The following is a 13,459-nucleotide window of genomic DNA, read 5'->3' as shown; positions in this document are numbered from 1 at the left end:
GATGGCCCGCATCAGTCTGGACTTGGCGCATTCGTACAAGCCGAACCCGCAGCAGGATAGCGACTACGCGCTGCTGCCCCTCAAGATGGAGTTCGAGGATGGCGGTGCCTATGCGTTGCTGGGCCCCTCGGGCTGCGGCAAGACCACCATGCTCAACATCATGTCGGGCCTGCTCGTACCCTCGCATGGCAAGGTGCTGTTTGATGGCCGCGACGTGACCCGTGCGAGCCCGCAGGAGCGCAACATCGCCCAGGTGTTCCAGTTCCCGGTGATCTACGACACCATGACGGTGGCCGAGAACCTGGCGTTTCCGCTCAAGAACCGCAAGGTGCCAGAAGCCCAGATCAAGGAGCGCGTGGGCGCCATTGCCGAGATGCTGGAGATGAGCCACCAGCTCAACATGCGCGCAGCGGGCCTGTCGGCCGACCAGAAGCAAAAAATCTCGCTGGGCCGTGGCCTGGTGCGCTCGGACGTAGCAGCAGTGTTGTTCGACGAGCCGCTCACGGTGATTGACCCGCACCTCAAGTGGCAGCTGCGCCGCAAGCTCAAGCAGATTCACCATGAGCTCAAACTCACACTGATCTACGTGACGCACGACCAGGTGGAGGCGCTGACCTTTGCCGACCAGGTGGTGGTGATGACGCGGGGCCGTGCGGTGCAGGTGGGCTCGGCCGATGCGCTGTTCGAGCGGCCCCAGCACGTGTTTGTGGGGCATTTCATCGGCTCGCCAGGGATGAACTTTTTGCCTGCACAGGCAGAGGGTGCGGAGTTGGCGGTGGCGGGTCACCGTTTGGCACTGCCCGCCGGGCGTGCGCTGCCCCCCGGGCCTCTGCAGGTGGGCATTCGCCCGGAATACCTGGCACTGGCCGCTGCACAGCAGCCCGGCGCCCTGGCCTGCAGCGTGGCGCAAGTGCAGGACATCGGTACCTACCTGATGTTGACCGCAAAGGTGGGCGAGCACACGGTCAAGGCCCGCTTCAGCCCCGAGACGCGCTTGCCCTCGGCGGGCGATACCGTCTGGCTGCAGGTGCTGGGTGAGCACACCTGCTTTTACAAGAATGAGGAGTTGCTGGCATGAGCGCAACCACCAAACCGGTCAACCAGAAGGCCTGGTTCCTGATCCTGCCGGTCATCATCTGCGTGGCCTTCTCGGCCATCCTGCCGCTGATGACAGTGGTGAACTATTCGGTGCAAGACATCATCTCCCCCGAGCGCCGCGTATTTGTCGGCACCGAGTGGTTTGCTGCTGTGATGCGCGATGAGGAACTGCACGCGGCCTTGTGGCGGCAGATCACCTTCTCGCTGGCTGTGTTGGCGGTGGAGATTCCGCTGGGCATCCTTTTGGCACTGTCCATGCCCGCGCAGGGCTGGAAGTCTTCCGCCGTGCTGGTGGTGGTGGCGTTGTCGCTGCTGATCCCCTGGAACGTGGTGGGCACCATCTGGCAGATCTATGGCCGTGCCGATATTGGTCTGATGGGCCGGATGTTGCAGGAGATGGGCATTGAATACAGCTACACCGGCAACGCCACGCAGGCGTGGCTCACGGTGCTGCTGATGGATGTGTGGCACTGGACGCCGCTGGTCGCGCTGCTGGCCTTTGCCGGGCTGCGCTCCATTCCCGATGCGTACTACCAAGCGGCCCGCATCGATGGCGCCAGCAAGTTTGCGGTGTTTCGCTACATCCAGCTGCCCAAGATGCGCGGCGTGCTGATGATTGCGGTGCTGCTGCGCTTCATGGACAGTTTCATGATCTACACCGAGCCCTTCGTGCTCACGGGCGGCGGGCCGGGCAATGCCACCACCTTCCTCTCGCAGTACCTCACGACCAAGGCGGTCGGTCAGTTCGACCTGGGCCCTGCCGCAGCGTTCTCGCTGATCTATTTCTTCATCATCCTGCTGCTGTGTTTCATCCTCTACAACTGGATGCAGCGCGTGGGCACCGTCAGCGACGAAGGAGCCGGCCATGAGTGAAAAACGTTTCCAGAAGCGCACTCTGTTCCTGATTGCGTACCTGCTGTTCGCACTGTTGCCCATCTACTGGATGGTCAACATGAGCTTCAAGACGAACGAGGAGATCCTGTCGAGCTTCTCGTTCTTCCCGCAGAACTTCACCTGGGCCAACTACAAGACCATCTTCACCGATGCGTCCTGGTACTCGGGCTACATCAACAGCCTGATCTACGTGAGCATCAACATGGTGATCACGCTCACCGTGGCACTGCCCGCAGCGTATGCGTTCTCGCGCTACAGCTTCCTGGGCGACAAGCATGTGTTCTTCTGGCTGCTGACCAACCGCATGACGCCACCCGCCGTGTTCCTGCTGCCGTTCTTCCAGCTCTACACCACCGTGGGCCTCATGGATACGCACATCGCCGTGGCACTGGCGCACTTGCTGTTCAGCGTACCGCTGGCGGTGTGGATTCTGGAAGGCTTCATGAGCGGCATCCCGCGCGAGATCGACGAGACGGCCTACATCGATGGCTACAGCTTTCCGCGCTTTTTCATGACCATCTTCCTGCCGCTGATCAAGGCTGGTGTGGGCGTGGCGGCGTTCTTCTGCTTCATGTTCAGCTGGGTGGAGCTGCTGCTGGCCCGCACGCTGACCAGCGTGAACGCCAAGCCCATCGTGGCCACCATGACACGCACCGTGAGTGCGTCGGGCATGGACTGGGCGACGTTGGCGGCGGCGGGTGTGCTGACCATCGTGCCGGGTGCCATCGTGATCTGGTTTGTGCGGCACTACATCGCGAAGGGTTTCGCGATGGGCCGGGTTTGAGGAGGCAGCGACATGTTTGACTGGATGGCCTGGACGCTGCCGGTGGCAGTGTTCTTTACGTGCATCGTGCTGATGCTGGTGGGCATGACGGTGTGGGAGCTCAAGTCGCCCACAACCATGCGCAAGGGTTTCCTGCCCCTGGAGACCACGCGCGGCGACCGGCTTTTTATCGGGCTGCTGTCGGCCGCCTACGTGAACCTGATCTTTGTGGGCATCAGCGGCAAGCTGGCCCAGTGGTTCAGCCTGCAGGGCGACCCGTCGATCTGGATCAGCTTTGTGGTGTCGATGGCGCTGCTGGCGCTGATCATGCGCAAGGGTTAAGGAAAAAATGGCCGTTTGCGCCTGATGGGTAAGCATTTGTAGCTATTGTTTTTGTAGTGTCGAAGGCCTGGCCTGGTTCCCCCCCGGGTTGGTGCCGGTCTACCAATGGGGGTCTCAATCTGAGAGGAGACAGCAATGAAGATGCAGTTCAAGGCGATCGCTTTCGCCGCCGCGGCTCTGGCGATGGGGCAGGCTGCCTGGGCCGGCGAGGCCGAGGCCAAGAAGTGGATCGACAGCGAATTCCAGCCATCCACGCTGAATAAAGACCAGCAGATGGCCGAGATGAAGTGGTTCATCGACGCAGCCAAAAAACTCCAGGCCAAGGGGGTGAAGGAAATCTCGGTGGTGTCTGAAACCATCACCACCCACGAATACGAGTCCAAGACGCTGGCCAAGGCGTTCGAGGAAATCACCGGCATCAAGGTCAAGCACGACCTGATCCAGGAAGGCGACGTGGTCGAGAAGCTGCAGACCTCCATGCAGTCGGGCAAGTCCATCTATGACGGCTGGATCTCGGACTCGGACCTGATCGGCACGCACTACCGCTACGGCAAGATCCTGAACCTGACCGACTACATGGGCGCTGCGGGCAAGGAATGGACCAACCCCGGCATCGACCTCAAGGACTACATCGGTACCAAGTTCACGACCGGACCCGATGGAAAGATGTACCAGCTGCCTGACCAGCAGTTTGCCAACCTGTACTGGTTCCGTGCCGATTTGTTCGACCGCAAGGACATCAAGGACAAGTTCAAGGCCAAGTACGGCTACGACCTGGGCGTGCCGCTGAACTGGTCGGCTTACGAAGACATCGCCGAGTTCTTCACCAACGATGTGAAGCAGATCGATGGCAAGCCGATCTATGGTCACATGGACTACGGCAAGAAGGACCCGTCGCTGGGCTGGCGCTTCACCGATGCCTGGTTGTCCATGGCGGGTACGGCCGACATCGGCGCGCCCAATGGCCTGCCGATTGACGAATGGGGCATCCGCGTGGCCGACGACAAGTGCACGCCCGTGGGCGCCAGCGTGGCCCGTGGCGGTGCGACCAACTCGCCCGCAGCCGTCTACGCCCTCACCAAGTACGTGGACTGGATGAAGAAATACGCGCCCAAGGAAGCCACGGGCATGACCTTTGGCGAGGCCGGCCCCGTGCCCGCCCAGGGCCAGATCGCGCAGCAGATCTTCTGGTACACCGCCTTCACGGCCGACATGACCAAGCCCGGCCTGCCCGTGGTGAATGCCGACGGCACGCCCAAGTGGCGCATGGCCCCTGGCCCCAACGGCCCCTACTGGAAGCAAGGCATGCAAAACGGCTACCAGGACGTGGGCAGCTGGACCTTCTTCAAGGACCACGACGCCAACAAGACGGCTGCCGCCTGGCTCTACGCACAGTTCGTGACGGCCAAGACCACGTCGCTGAAGAAGACCATGGTCGGCCTGACCCCGATCCGCGAATCCGACATCCAGTCCAAGGCCATGACCGACATGGCGCCCAAGCTGGGTGGTCTGGTGGAGTTCTACCGCAGCCCTGCCCGTGTGGCGTGGTCGCCCACTGGCACCAATGTGCCTGACTACCCCAAGCTGGCCCAGCTCTGGTGGAAGAACGTAGCCCAGGCCGTGACGGGTGAAAAGACGCCCCAAGGCGCCATGGACACGCTGGCCGACGAGATGGACCAGGTGATGGCCCGTCTGGAACGCGCTGGGATGGCCCATTGCGCTCCCAAGCTCAACCCCAAGAGCGACACCGCCAAGTGGCTGAGCGACAAGCAAGCGCCGTGGGCCAAGTTGGCCAACGAGAAGCCAAAGGGCCAGACGATTGCGTACGGCACCTTGTTGCAGGCCTGGAAGGATGGCAAGGCGCGGTAAGCCTGTCTAACCCGCCGTCCTGCTTACTGTGACGATGCTTCAGGCAGCCGTGGCTCACAAGGTCTCTGGCTGCCTTTTCATTCAAGACCGTCCCCAGTGCCTTTGGAGGCCTGGGGCCGGATCTCCCCCCGAAGTGACAAAAATTCAAGGGTAAACCCTTATTTTTTGCTTCGCCCATGGACAATCACCCCATGACTACTGCCTCTGCTCCCCTTCCCACACGGCGTGCCGACCTTTTGGCGCGTTTGGCCCAGCCCCACCACTATGACCTGGCTGTGATTGGCGGTGGGGCTACAGGCCTGGGGGTGGCGCTGGATGCGGCGGCCCGAGGGTTCAGCGTGGTCTTGGTGGACTCGCATGACTTCGCCAAGGGAACCTCGTCCCGGGCGACCAAATTGGTACACGGCGGTGTTCGTTACCTGGCGCAAGGCAACATCGCACTGGTGCGCGAGGCGTTGCATGAGCGCACGACCTTGCTTCACAACGCGCCCCATCTGGCGCAACCCCTGCCATTTGTGATGCCGTCATACCACTTTTGGGAGACGCCGTTTTACGGTATCGGCCTCAAGATGTACGACGCTTTGGCAGGGAAGGCGGGCTTGGGCGCCACCGAATTCATGGGGCGCGCACGCACATTGGAGTGTCTGCCCACGGCCCGTCCCGAAGGCCTCAAGGGTGGCGTTAAGTACTGGGACGGACAGTTTGATGACGCCCGTCTGGCCTTGGCCTTGGCGCGAACGGCTGCCAGCCTGGGCGCCCTGGTGGTCAACTACTGCCCTGCGCGGTCGTTGATTCACGAAGCTGGCAAGGTTGCAGGCTTTGTGTGTGAAGACGCAGACAGTGGCCAGCAGTTCACCGTGCGCGCGCGTACGGTTGTGAATGCCACCGGCGTATGGGTGGATGCCCTGCGCCAGATGGACGGAGAGGCCATAGGCCGCCCCGTCAAGCCCATTGTGGCGCCCAGCCAGGGGGTGCATATCGTGGTGGATCGGGAGTTTCTTCCGTCCGACCATGCCCTGATGGTTCCCAAGACGGCCGATGGCCGGGTCCTTTTTGCCGTGCCGTGGCTGGGAAAGCTCATTCTCGGGACCACTGACAGTCCGCGCCAGGACATCGTGCGTGAGCCGCAGCCTTTCCGCGAAGAGGTCCGGTTCATCCTGGACGAATCGGCGCGCTACCTTACCCGTGCGCCCAAGGTGGAAGACATCCGGAGTATCTGGGTGGGCCTGCGCCCGCTGGTGAAGCCGCAGGACGACGATGGTGACAACACCAAGAAAATCAGCCGCGAGCACACCGTGCTCGCCAGTCGCAGTGGCCTGATCACCGTGACGGGAGGCAAATGGACCACCTACCGCGCCATGGCCGAAGATGTGTTGCAAAAATGCTTCACCACGGGCCTGCTGCCGGAAAAACCGTCGGGTGTGACCAATCGTTTGCCCTTGGTGGGAACCCCTGAAGGGGCTGTTCAACATCGCATCAGTGATGCCCAGGGGCTGCACTCCTACGGGAGCGAGGCGGCGGTTGTCCGGGACATTGCCGGTGCGCACACCGATCTTGGTGGGGGGCTGACAGAAGCCATGGTGCGCTTTGCCGCCCGCTACGAATACGCCTGCACGGTAGAGGATGTGTTGGCCCGCCGCTCCCGGTTATTGTTCCTCGATGCCCGCAAGGCCATCGAGCTAGCCCCAGCGGTCGCTGACATCCTGCGTGCGGAGCTGGGTGCCGACCCCCACCTGGATGCCTTTTTGGAGCTGGCGCAACAGTATTTGCAGGTTCCGGCCTGATGGGGCGCTTGACTTCGTAAAAGTCTTTTGCAATAATCGAGGGCTTCGCGTTTCCTACGTGAAGTTTCTGCCCAGCGGGAAGTGCTGCAAATGGTTTGCGGTGCGGACGACGGGCCCAAGACTGACTGGCTGATTTGCAGCCCTTGAGAAGTTCTCTGGGGCTGTTGTCTTCTGGTGCAAGTTGGGAATATTGAAATGATCCAGACAGAATCTCGGTTAGAGGTTGCCGACAATACCGGCGCCAAGTCCGTCCTTTGCATCAAGGTGCTGGGTGGCTCGAAGCGTCGCTATGCAAGCGTTGGCGACATCATCAAGGTGAGCATCAAAGAAGCCGCTCCACGTGGCCGCGTCAAAAAAGGCGAGGTTTACAGTGCAGTGGTGGTTCGCACGGCGAAGGGTATTCGTCGCGGCGATGGTTCGCTCGTCAAATTCGATGGCAACGCCGCTGTGTTGCTGAATGCAAAGTTGGAGCCTATCGGCACCCGTATCTTTGGACCCGTGACGCGTGAACTGCGTACCGAGAAGTTCATGAAGATCGTGTCTCTGGCTCCTGAAGTTCTCTAAGGACGCGCCATGAACAAGATTCGCAAGGGCGACGAAGTCATCGTGCTGACCGGCCGTGACAAGGGCAAGCGCGGCACGGTGTCGCTGCGCAAGGATGACTCCTACGTGGTCATCGATGGCATCAACCTGGTCAAGAAGCACGCCAAGCCAAACCCCATGAAGGGTACGACGGGCGGCATCGTTGAAAAGTCCATGCCAATTCATCAGTCCAACGTGGCCATCTTCAATGCCGCTACGGGCAAGGCTGATCGCGTGGGCATCAAGGTGCAGGCTGACGGTTCGCGCATTCGCGTGTTCAAGTCCAGCGGTGCTGAAATCAAGGCGGCCTAAGGGGTAAACATGGCACGACTCCAAGAAATTTACCGCGACAAGATCGCTCCCGAACTGGCCAAACAGTTCGGCTACACCTCGCCGATGCAGGTTCCCCGTCTGACCAAGATCACGCTGAACATGGGCGTGAGCGAGGCAGTCTCGGACAAGAAGGTGATGGACAACGCTGTGGCTGACCTGACCAAGATTGCTGGTCAAAAGCCTGTGGTGACCAAGGCCAAGAAGGCTATCGCTGGTTTCAAGATCCGCGAAGGCCAGGCCATTGGTTGCATGGTCACGCTGCGTGGCGTGCAGATGTATGAGTTCCTGGACCGTTTCGTGACCGTGGCTCTGCCTCGCGTTCGTGACTTCCGTGGTATCTCTGGTCGCGCGTTCGACGGTCGTGGCAACTACAACATCGGCGTCAAAGAACAGATCATCTTCCCTGAAATTGAGTACGACAAGGTCGATGCCTTGCGCGGTCTCAACATCAGCATCACCACGACGGCCAAGTCCGACGAAGAAGCCAAGGCGCTTCTCGCTGGTTTCCGTTTCCCGTTCAAGAACTGAGGCGAAGCATGGCTAAAGTAGCTTTGATCCAGCGCGAACTGAAGCGCGAAAAACTGGCAGCCAAGTACGCAACCAAGTATGCGGAACTGAAGGCAATCGCTAGCGATGCCAAGCGCAGCGACGAAGAGCGCGATGCAGCCCGCCTGGGCCTGCAAAAGCTCCCTCGCAACGCCAACCCGACGCGTCAGCGCAACCGTTGCGAAATCACTGGTCGTCCACGTGGCACCTTCCGTCAATTCGGTCTGGCTCGCGCCAAGATCCGCGAACTGGCTTTTGCAGGCGACATCCCCGGTGTCACCAAAGCCAGCTGGTAAGCAGGCAGGAGAGATTAAACATGAGCATGAGTGATCCCATCGCTGACTTGCTGACCCGCATCCGTAATGCACAGATGGTCGCCAAGGCCACGGTTCTGGTGCCTTCTTCCAAAGTGAAGATTGCCATCGCCCAGGTGCTGAAGGACGAAGGTTATATCGACGGCTTCCAGGTGAAAACCGAAGCCGGCAAGTCGGAACTCGAAATTGCCCTGAAGTACTACGCAGGTCGCCCCGTGATTGAGCGCATTGAGCGCGTCAGCCGCCCTGGCCTGCGTGTCTACAAAGGCCGTGATTCCATTCCACAAGTCATGAACGGTCTGGGTGTGGCAATTGTCACGACGCCCAAGGGCGTGATGACTGATCGCAAGGCGCGTGCTACCGGTGTCGGTGGCGAAGTGCTCTGCTACGTGGCCTAACCCGCGGCATTGAGGAGAAACTGAAATGTCCCGAGTAGGAAAAATGCCCGTGACCATCCCCGCAGGCGTGGATGTGTCCGTGAAAGATGACCAGATCTCTGTCAAGGGTACTGGTGGCGCTCTGTCGCTGGCGCAAAACGCGCTGGTGAAAGTGTCCAGCAATGACGGCAAGCTCAGCTTTGAGCCTGCTAACGAATCCCGCGAAGCCAATGCCATGAGTGGCACGATTCGCCAGTTGGTCAACAACATGGTGGTCGGTGTCAGCAAAGGCTTTGAAAAGAAGCTGAGTCTGGTCGGTGTGGGCTACAAAGCCGCTGCCTCAGGCTCTAAGCTGAATCTGGCTGTTGGCTATTCGCATCCGGTCAATATCGAAATGCCCGCAGGCATCACGGTTGCCACCCCGACGCCCACGGAAGTGGTGATCAAGGGTGCAGATCGTCAGCGTGTCGGTCAGATCGCTGCTGAGATTCGTGCTGTTCGTCCACCTGAGCCCTACAAGGGCAAGGGTATCCGCTACGCGGACGAAAAGATCACGATCAAAGAGACCAAGAAGAAATAAGGAGCTGCAACATGTTGACCAAGAAAGAGCAGCGTCTTCGTCGTTCGCGCCAGACCCGCATCCGCATTGCACAGCAAGGCGTGGCACGTCTCACGGTGAACCGTACGAACCTCCATATCTACGCCAGTGTGATCTCCGGCGACGGCAGCAAGGTGCTGGCCAGCGCTTCCACTGCAGAAGCCGACGTGCGCAAGTCGCTCGGCGGTTCGGGCAAGGGTGGCAATGCCGCAGCAGCCCAGATCATCGGCAAGCGTATCGCTGAAAAGGCGAAGGCTGCAGGTGTCGAGAAGGTTGCATTTGATCGCGCAGGCTTTGCCTACCACGGTCGCGTCAAGGCTTTGGCCGACGCAGCCCGTGAAGCTGGCCTGCAGTTCTAAGCGGAGCGGAATACAAAATGGCTAAATTTCAACCCAAAGTGCAGAACGAAGGTCAAGACGACGGTCTGCGCGAAAAAATGATCGCGGTCAACCGCGTGACCAAAGTCGTGAAGGGTGGCCGTATTCTCGGTTTCGCCGCACTGACGGTGGTTGGCGACGGTGATGGCCGCGTGGGCATGGGCAAGGGCAAGTCGAAAGAAGTGCCAGCTGCCGTGCAAAAGGCTATGGAAGAAGCTCGTCGCAACATGGTCAAGGTCTCGTTGAAGAACGGCACCATCCACCACAATGTGACCGGCCACCATGGCGCTGCTGTTGTGATGATGGCACCTGCTCCAAAGGGTACCGGCATCATCGCTGGCGGCCCTATGCGTGCAGTTTTTGAAGTGTTGGGTGTGACTGACATCGTGGCCAAGAGCCATGGTTCGTCCAATCCCTACAACATGGTCCGTGCAACGTTTGACGCGCTCGTCAATTCGACCACCCCGTCGAATGTGGCGGCCAAGCGCGGCAAGACAGTCGAAGACATCTTCGCCTGAACCGGAGCTTGAAAATGACAACGCAACAAACCGTCAAGATTCAACTGGTGCGCAGCCCGATTGGCACCAAGGAATCGCACCGCGCCACCGTTCGTGGCCTGGGTCTGCGCAAGCTCAATAGCGTGAGCGAACTGCAGGACTCGCCTGAAGTGCGCGGCATGATTAACAAGATCAGCTATCTGGTCAAAGTCCTCTGAGAGATAGATCATGGAACTCAATAGCATCAAGCCCGCAGACGGCGCCAAGCATGCCAAGCGCCGCGTAGGCCGTGGTATCGGCTCCGGCCTGGGCAAGACCGCTGGCCGTGGTCACAAGGGTCAGAAGTCTCGTGCCGGTGGCTACCACAAGGTTGGTTTTGAAGGCGGTCAAATGCCTTTGCAACGCCGCTTGCCCAAGCGTGGTTTCAAGTCGCACTTGCTCAAGTTCAACGCAGAAGTGACGCTGACGGCATTGGATCAACTCGGCCTGGCCGAAGTGGATGTCCTCGCTCTGAAGCAAGCAGGCCTGGTTGGCGAATTGGCCAAGGTGGTGAAGGTCATCAAGAGCGGTTCCCTGACCAAGGCTGTCAAGCTCAATGGCGTGGGTGCTACGGCTGGTGCCAAAGCAGCGATTGAAGCTGCTGGCGGCAGCGTCGCCTGAGTGTGGCTCTGAAGGAAGGCATCTGTGGCTACTAGCGCGGCTCAAATTGCAAAGACCGGGAAATTCGGCGACCTCCGTCGTCGTCTGGTTTTTCTGTTGCTTGCGCTGGTCGTGTACCGCATTGGGGCTCATATCCCTGTGCCAGGCATCGATCCAGCCCAACTCCAGCAGCTCTTCAGTGGCCAGCAAGGCGGCATCCTGAATCTGTTCAACATGTTCTCCGGTGGTGCGCTGTCGCGCTTCACGGTTTTCGCTCTGGGGATCATGCCGTACATTTCGGCGTCGATCATCATGCAGCTGATGACCTATGTGGTTCCCACATTCGAGCAGTTGAAAAAGGAAGGCGAAGCCGGTCGCAGGAAGATCACTCAGTACACCCGCTATGGCACGTTGGGCTTGGCCCTGTTCCAGTCGCTGGGAATTGCCGTAGCGCTGGAAAGCTCTGCTGGTTTGGTCCTGAGCCCCGGTTTCGGGTTCCGCATGACCGCTGTGGTCAGCTTGACGGCTGGCACGATGTTCCTGATGTGGCTGGGTGAGCAGATCACAGAGCGTGGCTTGGGGAACGGGATCTCGATCCTGATCTTTGCGGGCATCGCCGCTGGTTTGCCTAGTTCGATCGGTGGCCTTCTGGAGCTGGTTCGTACGGGTGCCATGAGCATTCTGGCCGCTATCTTCATCGTCCTCGTCGTTGGTCTGGTGACTTACTTCGTGGTGTTTGTCGAGCGGGGTCAGCGCAAGATACTGGTGAATTACGCTCGCCGGCAAGTAGGCAACAAGGTTTATGGTGGTCAATCGTCTCACCTGCCCCTGAAGCTGAACATGGCAGGTGTGATTCCTCCGATCTTTGCCTCGTCGATCATTCTGCTGCCGGCAACGGTGGTGAACTGGTTCAGTGCAGGTGAATCGATGCGCTGGTTGAAGGATATCTCGGGTGCGTTGACTCCTGGTCAGCCCATCTACGTGATGTTCTATGCTGCAGCCATCATCTTCTTCTGCTTTTTCTACACGGCTCTGGTATTCAACAGCCGTGAAACTGCAGACAACCTGAAGAAGAGCGGTGCGTTCATTCCAGGCATTCGCCCAGGTGAACAGACGGCCCGTTATATCGACAAGATCCTGGTGCGCCTGACATTGGCAGGCGCTGTGTACATCACCTTTGTGTGCTTGCTGCCAGAGTTCCTGATCTTGAAGTACAACGTTCCGTTCTACTTTGGTGGAACCTCGCTGTTGATCATTGTGGTGGTGACCATGGACTTCATGGCCCAGGTTCAGAACTACATGATGTCGCAACAGTATGAGTCGCTGCTCAAGAAAGCCAATTTCAAGGGCAACGCAGGCGGTTGATGATGAGGAAGGCAGTGCCGCACTTGCGACACTGCCTGCAAGGAATTGAATATCGGTTGAGTTGGCGCCCCACGATTTTTCGCGGGCACAAATTGTGTTCCGTGCGAAGCAGCCGGGACGGATGGAAAAGTTTTAGGAGAATGCAATGAGAGTTTCGGCTTCGGTCAAAAAAATCTGCCGCAACTGCAAGATCATCCGCCGCAAGGGTGTGGTGCGCGTGATCTGCACGGATCTGCGTCACAAGCAGCGCCAAGGTTGATTGGAAAGTATTAGAGGACGCATATGGCACGTATCGCTGGCATTAACATTCCGCCGCACAAGCACGCGGAAATCGGTTTGACCGCCATTTTTGGCATTGGTCGCACCCGCGCTCGCAAGATTTGCGAAGCAACTGGTATCGCTTACTCCAAGAAGATCAAAGATCTGACGGACGGCGATCTGGAAAAAATTCGCGAGCAAATCGAGCAGTTCACCATTGAGGGTGACCTGCGCCGCGAAACCACGATGAACATCAAGCGTTTGATGGACATCGGCTGCTATCGTGGCTTCCGCCATCGCCGCGGTCTGCCAATGCGTGGTCAGCGCACCCGTACCAATGCTCGCACTCGCAAGGGTCCGCGCAAGGGTGCAGCTGCACTGAAGAAATAAAGATTGAAAGATCATCATGGCTAAGTCTCCTGCCAATAACGCAGCTCAGCGCGTTCGCAAGAAGGTCCGGAAGAACGTTTCGGACGGTATTGCACACGTGCACGCCTCGTTCAACAACACCATCATCACGATCACCGATCGCCAAGGCAATGCCTTGTCGTGGGCATCGTCCGGTGGACAAGGTTTCAAGGGTTCGCGCAAGTCCACCCCATTCGCAGCCCAAGTGGCTTCGGAAGTGGCCGGCCGCGCTGCCATCGATCAAGGTATCAAGAACCTTGACGTTGAAATCAAGGGTCCCGGTCCTGGCCGTGAATCTTCGGTCCGCGCACTGGGTGCCCTGGGCATCCGCATCACGTCGATTTCTGACGTGACGCCAGTGCCGCACAACGGCTGCCGCCCTCAGAAGCGTCGTCGTATCTAATCTCTCTAAGCC

20 protein-coding genes are annotated in these 13,459 nt (G+C 59.2%); all 20 read left to right on the top strand.

What is annotated here, in order from left to right; genetic code table 11:
• The first annotated feature begins 1 nt into the window (after position 1).
• A complete protein-coding gene (locus ACT89O_RS22290; protein ID WP_487261213.1) occupies positions 2-1,078 on the top strand; it encodes an ABC transporter ATP-binding protein in 1,077 nt (358 codons plus the stop codon).
• A complete protein-coding gene (locus ACT89O_RS22285; RefSeq protein WP_487261212.1) occupies positions 1,075-1,971 on the top strand; it encodes a carbohydrate ABC transporter permease in 897 nt (298 codons plus the stop codon). The genes ACT89O_RS22290 and ACT89O_RS22285 overlap by 4 nt, the downstream gene beginning before the upstream one ends.
• On the top strand, positions 1,964-2,776 hold the full coding sequence (locus tag ACT89O_RS22280; protein ID WP_487261211.1) for a carbohydrate ABC transporter permease: 813 nt from the start codon (positions 1,964-1,966) through the stop codon (positions 2,774-2,776). The genes ACT89O_RS22285 and ACT89O_RS22280 overlap by 8 nt, the downstream gene beginning before the upstream one ends.
• A gap of 12 nt (positions 2,777-2,788) precedes the next feature.
• On the top strand, positions 2,789-3,097 hold the full coding sequence (locus ACT89O_RS22275; RefSeq protein WP_055395664.1) for a DUF2160 domain-containing protein: 309 nt from the start codon (positions 2,789-2,791) through the stop codon (positions 3,095-3,097).
• A gap of 135 nt (positions 3,098-3,232) precedes the next feature.
• The gene (locus ACT89O_RS22270; RefSeq protein ID WP_055395667.1) at positions 3,233-4,966 is read left to right on the top strand and encodes an ABC transporter substrate-binding protein; all 1,734 of its coding nucleotides are present in this window, start codon (positions 3,233-3,235) and stop codon (positions 4,964-4,966) included.
• A 191-nt stretch (positions 4,967-5,157) separates the two neighbouring features.
• Positions 5,158-6,750, top strand: coding sequence for a glycerol-3-phosphate dehydrogenase/oxidase (locus tag ACT89O_RS22265; protein WP_431151001.1), 1,593 nt, complete (start codon positions 5,158-5,160; stop codon positions 6,748-6,750).
• 195 nt (positions 6,751-6,945) lie between these two features.
• Positions 6,946-7,314: a 50S ribosomal protein L14 gene (gene rplN / locus ACT89O_RS22260; RefSeq protein WP_007861702.1), complete on the top strand. Its 369-nt coding sequence runs from the start codon at positions 6,946-6,948 to the stop codon at positions 7,312-7,314.
• A gap of 9 nt (positions 7,315-7,323) precedes the next feature.
• A complete protein-coding gene (gene rplX / locus ACT89O_RS22255; protein WP_055395669.1) occupies positions 7,324-7,644 on the top strand; it encodes a 50S ribosomal protein L24 in 321 nt (106 codons plus the stop codon).
• 9 nt (positions 7,645-7,653) lie between these two features.
• On the top strand, positions 7,654-8,193 hold the full coding sequence (rplE, locus tag ACT89O_RS22250) for a 50S ribosomal protein L5 (protein ID WP_055395671.1): 540 nt from the start codon (positions 7,654-7,656) through the stop codon (positions 8,191-8,193).
• 8 nt (positions 8,194-8,201) lie between these two features.
• Complete coding sequence (gene rpsN / locus ACT89O_RS22245; protein ID WP_487261210.1) at positions 8,202-8,507, top strand: 30S ribosomal protein S14; 306 nt, start codon at positions 8,202-8,204, stop codon at positions 8,505-8,507.
• A 20-nt stretch (positions 8,508-8,527) separates the two neighbouring features.
• A complete protein-coding gene (gene rpsH / locus ACT89O_RS22240) occupies positions 8,528-8,923 on the top strand; it encodes a 30S ribosomal protein S8 (protein ID WP_008906523.1) in 396 nt (131 codons plus the stop codon).
• 25 nt (positions 8,924-8,948) lie between these two features.
• Positions 8,949-9,482, top strand: a complete 534-nt coding sequence (rplF, locus tag ACT89O_RS22235; protein WP_055395675.1) for a 50S ribosomal protein L6 — start codon at positions 8,949-8,951, stop codon at positions 9,480-9,482.
• A gap of 11 nt (positions 9,483-9,493) precedes the next feature.
• Positions 9,494-9,859 carry a 50S ribosomal protein L18 gene (rplR, locus tag ACT89O_RS22230; RefSeq protein WP_005793639.1) on the top strand — a complete coding sequence of 122 codons (366 nt, stop codon included), beginning with the start codon at positions 9,494-9,496 and terminating at the stop codon, positions 9,857-9,859.
• 17 nt (positions 9,860-9,876) lie between these two features.
• Complete coding sequence (gene rpsE / locus ACT89O_RS22225) at positions 9,877-10,395, top strand: 30S ribosomal protein S5 (RefSeq protein WP_008906520.1); 519 nt, start codon at positions 9,877-9,879, stop codon at positions 10,393-10,395.
• Between the two features lie 14 nt (positions 10,396-10,409).
• Positions 10,410-10,592, top strand: a complete 183-nt coding sequence (gene rpmD, locus ACT89O_RS22220; protein WP_007861725.1) for a 50S ribosomal protein L30 — start codon at positions 10,410-10,412, stop codon at positions 10,590-10,592.
• A 10-nt stretch (positions 10,593-10,602) separates the two neighbouring features.
• A complete protein-coding gene (gene rplO / locus ACT89O_RS22215; protein WP_055395677.1) occupies positions 10,603-11,034 on the top strand; it encodes a 50S ribosomal protein L15 in 432 nt (143 codons plus the stop codon).
• A gap of 24 nt (positions 11,035-11,058) precedes the next feature.
• On the top strand, positions 11,059-12,378 hold the full coding sequence (gene secY, locus ACT89O_RS22210) for a preprotein translocase subunit SecY (RefSeq protein ID WP_055395679.1): 1,320 nt from the start codon (positions 11,059-11,061) through the stop codon (positions 12,376-12,378).
• A 145-nt stretch (positions 12,379-12,523) separates the two neighbouring features.
• Positions 12,524-12,637 (top strand): 50S ribosomal protein L36, encoded by a 114-nt coding sequence (rpmJ, locus tag ACT89O_RS22205; protein WP_005793651.1) that lies wholly within the window; start codon positions 12,524-12,526, stop codon positions 12,635-12,637.
• Positions 12,638-12,660: 23 nt separating this feature from the next.
• Positions 12,661-13,026, top strand: a complete 366-nt coding sequence (rpsM, locus tag ACT89O_RS22200; RefSeq protein WP_008906516.1) for a 30S ribosomal protein S13 — start codon at positions 12,661-12,663, stop codon at positions 13,024-13,026.
• 16 nt (positions 13,027-13,042) lie between these two features.
• Positions 13,043-13,447: a 30S ribosomal protein S11 gene (rpsK, locus tag ACT89O_RS22195; RefSeq protein WP_005793662.1), complete on the top strand. Its 405-nt coding sequence runs from the start codon at positions 13,043-13,045 to the stop codon at positions 13,445-13,447.
• Positions 13,448-13,459: the final 12 nt, after the last annotated feature.

Source organism: Acidovorax sp. NN32, assembly GCF_057597245.1.
Note: the sequence above shows the minus strand (reverse complement) of the source record. Positions and strands in the feature narration are given on the sequence as shown.

What these genes read in the sequence shown, in the direction of transcription:
- ACT89O_RS22290 (WP_487261213.1), top strand. Translation starts at nt 2, where the DNA reads ATGGCCCGCATCAGTCTGGACTTGGCGCATTCGTACAAGCCGAACCCG.
- ACT89O_RS22285 (WP_487261212.1), top strand. Translation starts at nt 1,075, where the DNA reads ATGAGCGCAACCACCAAACCGGTCAACCAGAAGGCCTGGTTCCTGATC.
- ACT89O_RS22280 (WP_487261211.1), top strand. Translation starts at nt 1,964, where the DNA reads ATGAGTGAAAAACGTTTCCAGAAGCGCACTCTGTTCCTGATTGCGTAC.
- ACT89O_RS22275 (WP_055395664.1), top strand. Translation starts at nt 2,789, where the DNA reads ATGTTTGACTGGATGGCCTGGACGCTGCCGGTGGCAGTGTTCTTTACG.
- ACT89O_RS22270 (WP_055395667.1), top strand. Translation starts at nt 3,233, where the DNA reads ATGAAGATGCAGTTCAAGGCGATCGCTTTCGCCGCCGCGGCTCTGGCG.
- ACT89O_RS22265 (WP_431151001.1), top strand. Translation starts at nt 5,158, where the DNA reads ATGACTACTGCCTCTGCTCCCCTTCCCACACGGCGTGCCGACCTTTTG.
- rplN (WP_007861702.1), top strand. Translation starts at nt 6,946, where the DNA reads ATGATCCAGACAGAATCTCGGTTAGAGGTTGCCGACAATACCGGCGCC.
- rplX (WP_055395669.1), top strand. Translation starts at nt 7,324, where the DNA reads ATGAACAAGATTCGCAAGGGCGACGAAGTCATCGTGCTGACCGGCCGT.
- rplE (WP_055395671.1), top strand. Translation starts at nt 7,654, where the DNA reads ATGGCACGACTCCAAGAAATTTACCGCGACAAGATCGCTCCCGAACTG.
- rpsN (WP_487261210.1), top strand. Translation starts at nt 8,202, where the DNA reads ATGGCTAAAGTAGCTTTGATCCAGCGCGAACTGAAGCGCGAAAAACTG.
- rpsH (WP_008906523.1), top strand. Translation starts at nt 8,528, where the DNA reads ATGAGCATGAGTGATCCCATCGCTGACTTGCTGACCCGCATCCGTAAT.
- rplF (WP_055395675.1), top strand. Translation starts at nt 8,949, where the DNA reads ATGTCCCGAGTAGGAAAAATGCCCGTGACCATCCCCGCAGGCGTGGAT.
- rplR (WP_005793639.1), top strand. Translation starts at nt 9,494, where the DNA reads ATGTTGACCAAGAAAGAGCAGCGTCTTCGTCGTTCGCGCCAGACCCGC.
- rpsE (WP_008906520.1), top strand. Translation starts at nt 9,877, where the DNA reads ATGGCTAAATTTCAACCCAAAGTGCAGAACGAAGGTCAAGACGACGGT.
- rpmD (WP_007861725.1), top strand. Translation starts at nt 10,410, where the DNA reads ATGACAACGCAACAAACCGTCAAGATTCAACTGGTGCGCAGCCCGATT.
- rplO (WP_055395677.1), top strand. Translation starts at nt 10,603, where the DNA reads ATGGAACTCAATAGCATCAAGCCCGCAGACGGCGCCAAGCATGCCAAG.
- rpmJ (WP_005793651.1), top strand. Translation starts at nt 12,524, where the DNA reads ATGAGAGTTTCGGCTTCGGTCAAAAAAATCTGCCGCAACTGCAAGATC.
- rpsM (WP_008906516.1), top strand. Translation starts at nt 12,661, where the DNA reads ATGGCACGTATCGCTGGCATTAACATTCCGCCGCACAAGCACGCGGAA.
- rpsK (WP_005793662.1), top strand. Translation starts at nt 13,043, where the DNA reads ATGGCTAAGTCTCCTGCCAATAACGCAGCTCAGCGCGTTCGCAAGAAG.